A 6079-nucleotide genomic window follows, 5' to 3' on the forward strand; every position below is an offset into this window, starting at 1 on the left:
GGCCACCAGTACCGGGAGCCCGCGGTGGTGGCGGGTCAGCGTCGACAGCGCCTGACAGGACAGTCGATCGGCGTACTGCGCGTCGTCGATCACGACCAGGGTCGGGGTGGGGCCGGCCAGCACGCGGGCCAGCTCCGCCGCGCCGGCGGCCGGTTCAGCCGGGGCCGGCGCCTGCAGCAGCTGCGACAGCACGGCGCCGTCGTGGCCGTGCTCCCAGTCTGTCGCGGTGGCCCATCGGGTGGCCGGCACGCGGTCGGCCACCTGCTGCAGCAGCGCGGTCTTGCCGATGCCGGGCGGTCCGGTGACCGTGACGACGGTGAGCCCGGCGGTCGAGGTGTCCAGCACCCGCCGGGTCAGCTCGTCGAGGTCGGCGACGCGACCGACGAACGTGACAGGCGCCATGGGCACGCCCACCATCGTAGGTCGGCGGCCGCCGCGTTCAGCCGAGATCGCCGCCGGCCACCGGGAGGACCGTGCCGGTGATGTAGGACGCCTCGTCAGAGGCCAGGAAGCAGATCGCCGCGGCCTGCTCGTCGAGCGTGCCGTAGCGCTTGAGCAGCGAGGAGTCCAGGGTCTGGGAGATGTGCGCGTCGAACCACGCCTGCTCGGTCTCGTCGGCCGGCGTCGGGGTGCCGCGGGAGATGCGCCGCGGCGGTGCGGCCGTGCCGCCGGGCGCGGTGGCCACCACCCTGATGCCCGCGTCGGCGTACTCCATGGCCAACGACGCCGTGATCGCGTTGATCCCGCCCTTGGCCGCCGAATAGGGGATGCGGTGGATGCCGCGGGTCGCGGCCGAGGACACGTTGACGATCACGCCCTGACCGCGGTCCACCATGGTCGGCAGTGCGGCGTGGCAGGAGTACAGCGTGGTCATCAGCGAGCGGTCGATCTCTGCGCGGATCTCTGCGGCGCTGAACTGAGTGAACGGCTTGAAGTTGATCGCCCCGCCGACGTTGTTGATCAGCACGTCGACTCGGCCGAACGCCGAGAGTGCCTGCGAGATCACCGATTCGGCGCCTTCGTGATACTCCAGGTCGGCCGTCACCGCGACCGCTGCCGAGCGCGCGGCGAGTTCGTCGGCAAGTTCCTTGACCAGCTCGGACCGGTCGGCCAGCACCACGGTGCCGCCCTCGGCGTGGATACGGCGTGCGGTGCGCTCGCCGATGCCCTGCGCGGCGCCGGTGATCACGACGACCTTGCCGGCGAACCGGCCCGGTGTCACGAACGCCGGGGCGGCGGCCTCGGCGGTGTCGGCCATCGCCCGCCGCATCGTCTGCTTGGACCGTTCGGCGTGGGCCACGATCAGCGCGCGAGCCGCGTCGCGGTCGCCGGACTCGAACGCGGCCACGATGTCGACGTGGTCCTGCGCGCAACGGGGGTGACACCACGTCGCATGACGCAGCACCTCACTCATCCGGCCCTTGACCCCGAGCGCCTGGTAGGCGCGCAGAAGATGTTCGTTGCCGGTCAGCGTGAACAGATAGTCGTGGAACGCGGCGTTGGTCTCGGTGTACTGCTCCGCGTCGACGAACCGCTCACCCTCGACATAGGGCAGGGTCGTCTCGGCCAGCAACCGGTAGCCCGCCAGCTGCTGACTGGTCAGCCGGCCCATCGTGAGCTCAAGCGCGCCGAGTTCCAGTGCGGACCGCGCCTCGAACAACGCGTCGGACTTGCGCACCTCGGGGTGCTGCTCGCCGATCTCGTAACCGTCGTCCCCGACGACGACATTGGGCGCGGGTGTGGTCGGCGTCGCGGCCGAGGTGGCCTCCGGGGCGAACACGGACTGACCGGCGATGGTGCGCGCTCCGGACGGCAGCAGGCGCCCGTCGTCACCGTCGAGCGGGGCGGACGCCGGACCGGAGGAGTCCGCCATGGACACCAGTTGCCCGGCGACGCGGCGGATCGTATCGGCTTCGGCGACGGCCGGCCGGTGGTCGACCGGGCGTAGGTCGGCCGGCGCCAGCACCACCTGGCCGGCCACCGAGCGCGCGTCGGGCACCGGCCGGATCTCCTCGAAGCCGCCCGGTGCCGCGTCGGGGACGCGGGCCGCGGCGGTGGGAGTGGTCTTGGCCAGGCCGAACTTCTCGTAGTAGAAGCCGGTCGGCTCGACCTCGGCGGCGGCGAGATGGGTGCGCACCGACTCGACCATCGGCGGCGGACCGCACAGGTAGATGGCCAGGTCGCCGCCGTTGAGGTGCGTGGGGCGGATCAGGCTGGTGACGTAGGCCCGGTCCGGGCCGCGGTTCGGTGCCGAGCTCGCCGGGTCGGACACGCAGTAGTCCCAGGTGAAAGACGGTAGCGCCGAGGCGATCTCGTCGATGTCGCCGACCGCGGTCAAGTCCTCGTCGGTGCTGACCCCGTAGATCAGGTGGGCCGTGCGGGTGCTGCCGGCCGCGCGCATGGTGCGCAGCATCGACAGGATCGGCGCCAGACCGGTGCCGCCCGCCAGCAGCAGCAAGGGCCGGTCGGCCTCGCGCAGGAAGAACGACCCGTTGGGTCCGGTGAAGCTCAGCGCGTCCCCGACCCGGGCGCGGCCGGCCAGGTAGTCCGACATCGCCCCGCCCGGCGTGAGCTTGACGAGGAAGGTCAGCAGCTCTTCGTGGGGGGCGTTGGAGAACGAGTACGACCGGCTCTGGTCGGTTCCCGGTACCGCGATGTTGACGTATTGGCCTGGGAGGAAGGCGAGTTGGCCTCGGTTCGGGATCTCGACACCGATCTTGACGGTGGTGCTCGACAACCGTTCCAGCCGGGTCAGGGTGCCCTGGTAGGTCGCGGCCTGGGTCTTGGCCGAGTCCGACGTGCCGGCGATCTGCAGCACCAGATCCGAGCGGGGCTTCATGCTGCACGGCAACACGTAACCGGCCTCGGCCTCGTCGGCGGACAGCGCGTCGTCGATGTAGACGCCGCCGTCGTACCGGCCGTCCTCGCACAGGGCCTTGCAGGTGCCGCAGGCGCCGTCGCGGCAGTCCAGCGGGATGTTGATGCGCTGCCGGTAGGATGCGTCGGCGACCGTCTGGTCGGGACGGCAGGTGATGAATCGGGTGACTCCGTCTTCGAAAGACAGAGCCACCGAGTAGGTTTCGGTCACGTCGCTCACCTCAGAAGTGGTACACATCCACCACGTGGTGGATGTAGTCGTTTTTGAGCACCACTGTCTTGCGCCGGATCAACGGCTGCTCACCGCTGAAGTCGATGGTGTAGAAGGAGGTGCCGTAGTGCGGGTCGACCGTGTGGTAGCGGAAATACATGGTGTGCCAGTTGAACCGCACGTCCACGAGGTGACCGCGGCGTTCGATGACCTCGACGTTGGTGATGTTGTGGCTGGTGCGCGGCTCGGGAAGCGAGGTCGCCGACGACCGTTCGGTCCGGATCCGGAAGACCCTGTCCTCCAGGCCGCCCTTGTTCGAGTAGTAGATCAGCGAGATGTCGCGCTGGGGGTCTTCGACGAGGCGGTCGTCATCGGTCCAGGCCGGCATCCAGTAGACGACGTCGTCGGCATAGCAGTCCAGCCACTTCTCGAACTCACGGTCGTCGAGGTAGCGCGCCTCGCGGTAGAGGAACTGCTCGATGGCGTTCTGGGTGATCAGCTTCTGCGCGCTGCCAAGGGTTTCGGTGGAAGTCATGTCAGCTCTCCTGCGTCTCGCGGGCGACGGCGTCGCGCATCGTCTGTAACCAGTAGCCGTGCTGCACGGGGTAGAGGCCCTCGTCTTCGTTCTTCACCCCGGCCGAGATGACACCGTCCATACCCAGCGACCTGGCCACCTCATCGGGCCCGCTGAGCCAGTGCTGCGCACCACGGCTCATGTCGTTCCACGGCGCCGCCTCGGCGCGGAAGGTCAACTGGCAGGACCGGAACTCCTCGAGATCGTCGGGGGTGGCCATCCCGGAGGCGTTGAAGAAGTCCTCGTACTGGCGGATGCGGTGGGCCCGGGCGGTGGCGCTCTCACCCTTGGGGGCGATGCAGTAGATGGTGACCTCGGTCTTGTCCGGGGCGATCGGTCGGAAATGCCGGATCTGCGTCGAGAACTGGTCCATCACATACACGTTCGGGTAGAGGCACAGGTTGCGTGACCCCTTGACCATGAACTCGCCCTTGGCGTCGCCGTGCGCGGCCTTGAGCTCGTCGAGTCTGTCCCACAACGGGCGGTCCTGCGGGTTGGCCGCCCACGTCCACAGGCACAGGTGGCCGTGCGGGAAGGACCAGTAACCTCCGCCGGACTTGCCCCACCCCCCGGCATCGAGGGCCTTGGTGTCGTTCTTGGACTCACCGGTGTTGCGCCGACTGGTGGTTGCGGCGTAGTTCCAGTGCGTGGCCGTGACGTGGTAGCCGTCGGCGCCGTTCTCGGCCTGGACCTTCCAGTTGCCGTCGAAGGTGTAGGTCGAGGAGCCGCGCAGCACCTCCAGCCCGTCGGGGGACTGGTCGACGAGCATGTCGATCACCTTGGTGGCGTCGCCGAGGTGTTCGGTCAGCGGCAGCACGTCGGGGTTCAGGCTGCCGAACAGGAAGCCGCGGTAGTTGTCGAACCGGGCGACGCGGGTCATGTTGTGCGAGCCGTCGACGTTGAAGGTGTCCGGGTAGCCGGCGCCCTCGGGGTCCTTGACCTTGAGGAGTGCGCCGTCGTTGCGGAACGTCCAGCCGTGGAACGGGCAGGTCAGCGTCATCCGGTTGTCGGTCTTGCGGCGGCAGATCATCGCGCCGCGGTGTGCGCAGGCGTTGATCAGGCAGTTCAGGGTGCCGTCCTTGGCGCGGGTGATCACCACCGGCTGGCGGCCGATGTAGGTGGTGAAGTAGTCGCCGGGGTTGGGGAGCTGGCTTTCGTGCGCGAGGTAGATCCAGTTGCCCTCGAAGATGTGCTTCATCTCCAGCTCGAAGATGTCCTCGTCGGTGAAGATGCGCCGGTTCGCCTTGTAGGCGCCGCCCTCCGGGTCGTCGATCACGGCGTCGGCGAGGACCGACTCCACACGGCTGGTGGGTTGGATAGATGTGGTCATCGAGGGGCCTCCGCGGCTGGTGAACGTGATGTCTACCTGCACTCTGACAGCTAGTGTCGGCGGTCACACTGGGCATATTGCTAGTCCTGCCCTGGGCGGTAATTGATAAACAATCACGCTTAATCAGGCGATAACAGGTCTTTGTTCGATATGGATCTCGGGTCTACGGTCGGAGGTGTCGGCAGTCACATCAGCCCCGGCCAGGGGCGGTGACCACACCCGAGGCCAGACCGAAAGGAGCGTCCGATGGAGCTGCGCCACTTGCGCTACTTCCTCGCCGTCGCCGAGACGTGTCATTTCGGGCAGGCCGCCGAGCAGCTGCACATCGCGCAGCCCGCTCTGTCGTACGCGATCCGGCAACTGGAGAACGATCTCGACGCCACGCTGTTCACCAGGACCACCCGTCAGGTGTCGTTGACGCCCGCCGGTGAGTTCCTGCGGATCGAGGCCGCCCGGATCCTCGACGGCGTCGATGCGGCGCAACGAGGGGTGCGCCGCATCGCCGCCGGCCGCAGCGGGTTGGTGCGACTGGGCCTGACCGGCACCGCGGCGTTCTCGCACCTGCCCAAGATCGCGCGCATCGTCCGGCAGGAACTGCCCGCCGTCGCGCTGGACATCCATGCCGACATGCTCACGCCCGCGCAGTGCGACGCGCTGCGCGCCGGCACCCTGGATCTGGCCGTGCTGCGCCCGCCCGCGACCGGCACGGACATCGAGGCGCGCGTCATCGACGTCGAGCCGCTGATCCTGGCGGTGTCGGCCGATCACCGGCTGGCCGCCGAACCGGTGGTTTCGCTGGCCGACCTGCGCACCGAACCGTTCATCGGCTACGCCGCACAGGATTCGGCGGTCAACGACGCGGTGATGCGCAGCTGCCGCCGCGCCGGCTTCGTCCCGCACCGCGAACACGGCGCCCCGGGAACCGCGGTCCTGCTGGCCCTGGTCGCCGCCGGGCTCGGTGTCGCGGTCGTGCCCGCGTCGGTGCGTGCACTCCCGTTGCGCGGCGTGGTCTTCCGTGACCTCGTCGACGGCGGCACCGTCGAGCTGGCACTGGCCTGGCGGGCCGGCGCCGACCAGCCCGTCGTCG

Annotated in this window: 5 protein-coding genes; 1 reads left to right on the forward strand and 4 read right to left on the reverse strand. The window is 68.9% G+C overall.

The window, feature by feature from the left end; all coding sequences use genetic code 11:
* The 4 genes from MVA01S_RS28015 to benA form a co-directional block, all read right to left on the reverse strand.
* Positions 1-402, reverse strand: a 402-nt coding sequence (locus MVA01S_RS28015) for an ATP-binding protein (protein WP_159426362.1), incomplete at its 3' end; no start/stop codon positions are given.
* A gap of 37 nt (positions 403-439) precedes the next feature.
* On the reverse strand, positions 440-3115 hold the full coding sequence (benC, locus tag MVA01S_RS28020) for a benzoate 1,2-dioxygenase electron transfer component BenC (protein WP_051015323.1): 2676 nt from the start codon (positions 3113-3115) through the stop codon (positions 440-442).
* Complete coding sequence (gene benB / locus MVA01S_RS28025; protein WP_003931695.1) at positions 3099-3623, reverse strand: benzoate 1,2-dioxygenase small subunit; 525 nt, start codon at positions 3621-3623, stop codon at positions 3099-3101. Before benB ends, benC begins: the two co-directional genes overlap by 17 nt.
* 1 nt (position 3624) lies before the next feature.
* Positions 3625-4992 carry a benzoate 1,2-dioxygenase large subunit gene (gene benA / locus MVA01S_RS28030; RefSeq protein ID WP_003931696.1) on the reverse strand — a complete coding sequence of 456 codons (1368 nt, stop codon included), beginning with the start codon at positions 4990-4992 and terminating at the stop codon, positions 3625-3627.
* A 246-nt stretch (positions 4993-5238) separates the two neighbouring features.
* On the opposite strand from benA, the gene MVA01S_RS28035 reads away from it, so the two are divergent.
* Positions 5239-6079: LysR family transcriptional regulator (locus MVA01S_RS28035; RefSeq protein ID WP_060941783.1), on the forward strand; the 841-nt coding region annotated here is incomplete at its 3' end.

The sequence above is a fragment of the Mycolicibacterium vaccae NBRC 14118 = CIP 105934 genome (assembly GCF_001552715.1).
Classification (GTDB): Bacteria; Actinomycetota; Actinomycetes; order Mycobacteriales; family Mycobacteriaceae; genus Mycobacterium; species Mycobacterium vaccae.

Coding starts and splice junctions, on each gene's coding strand:
- benB (WP_003931695.1), bottom strand. CDS start 3,623: ATGACTTCCACCGAAACCCTTGGCAGCGCGCAGAAGCTGATCACCCAG.
- benC (WP_051015323.1), bottom strand. CDS start 3,115: ATGTGTACCACTTCTGAGGTGAGCGACGTGACCGAAACCTACTCGGTG.
- benA (WP_003931696.1), bottom strand. CDS start 4,992: ATGACCACATCTATCCAACCCACCAGCCGTGTGGAGTCGGTCCTCGCC.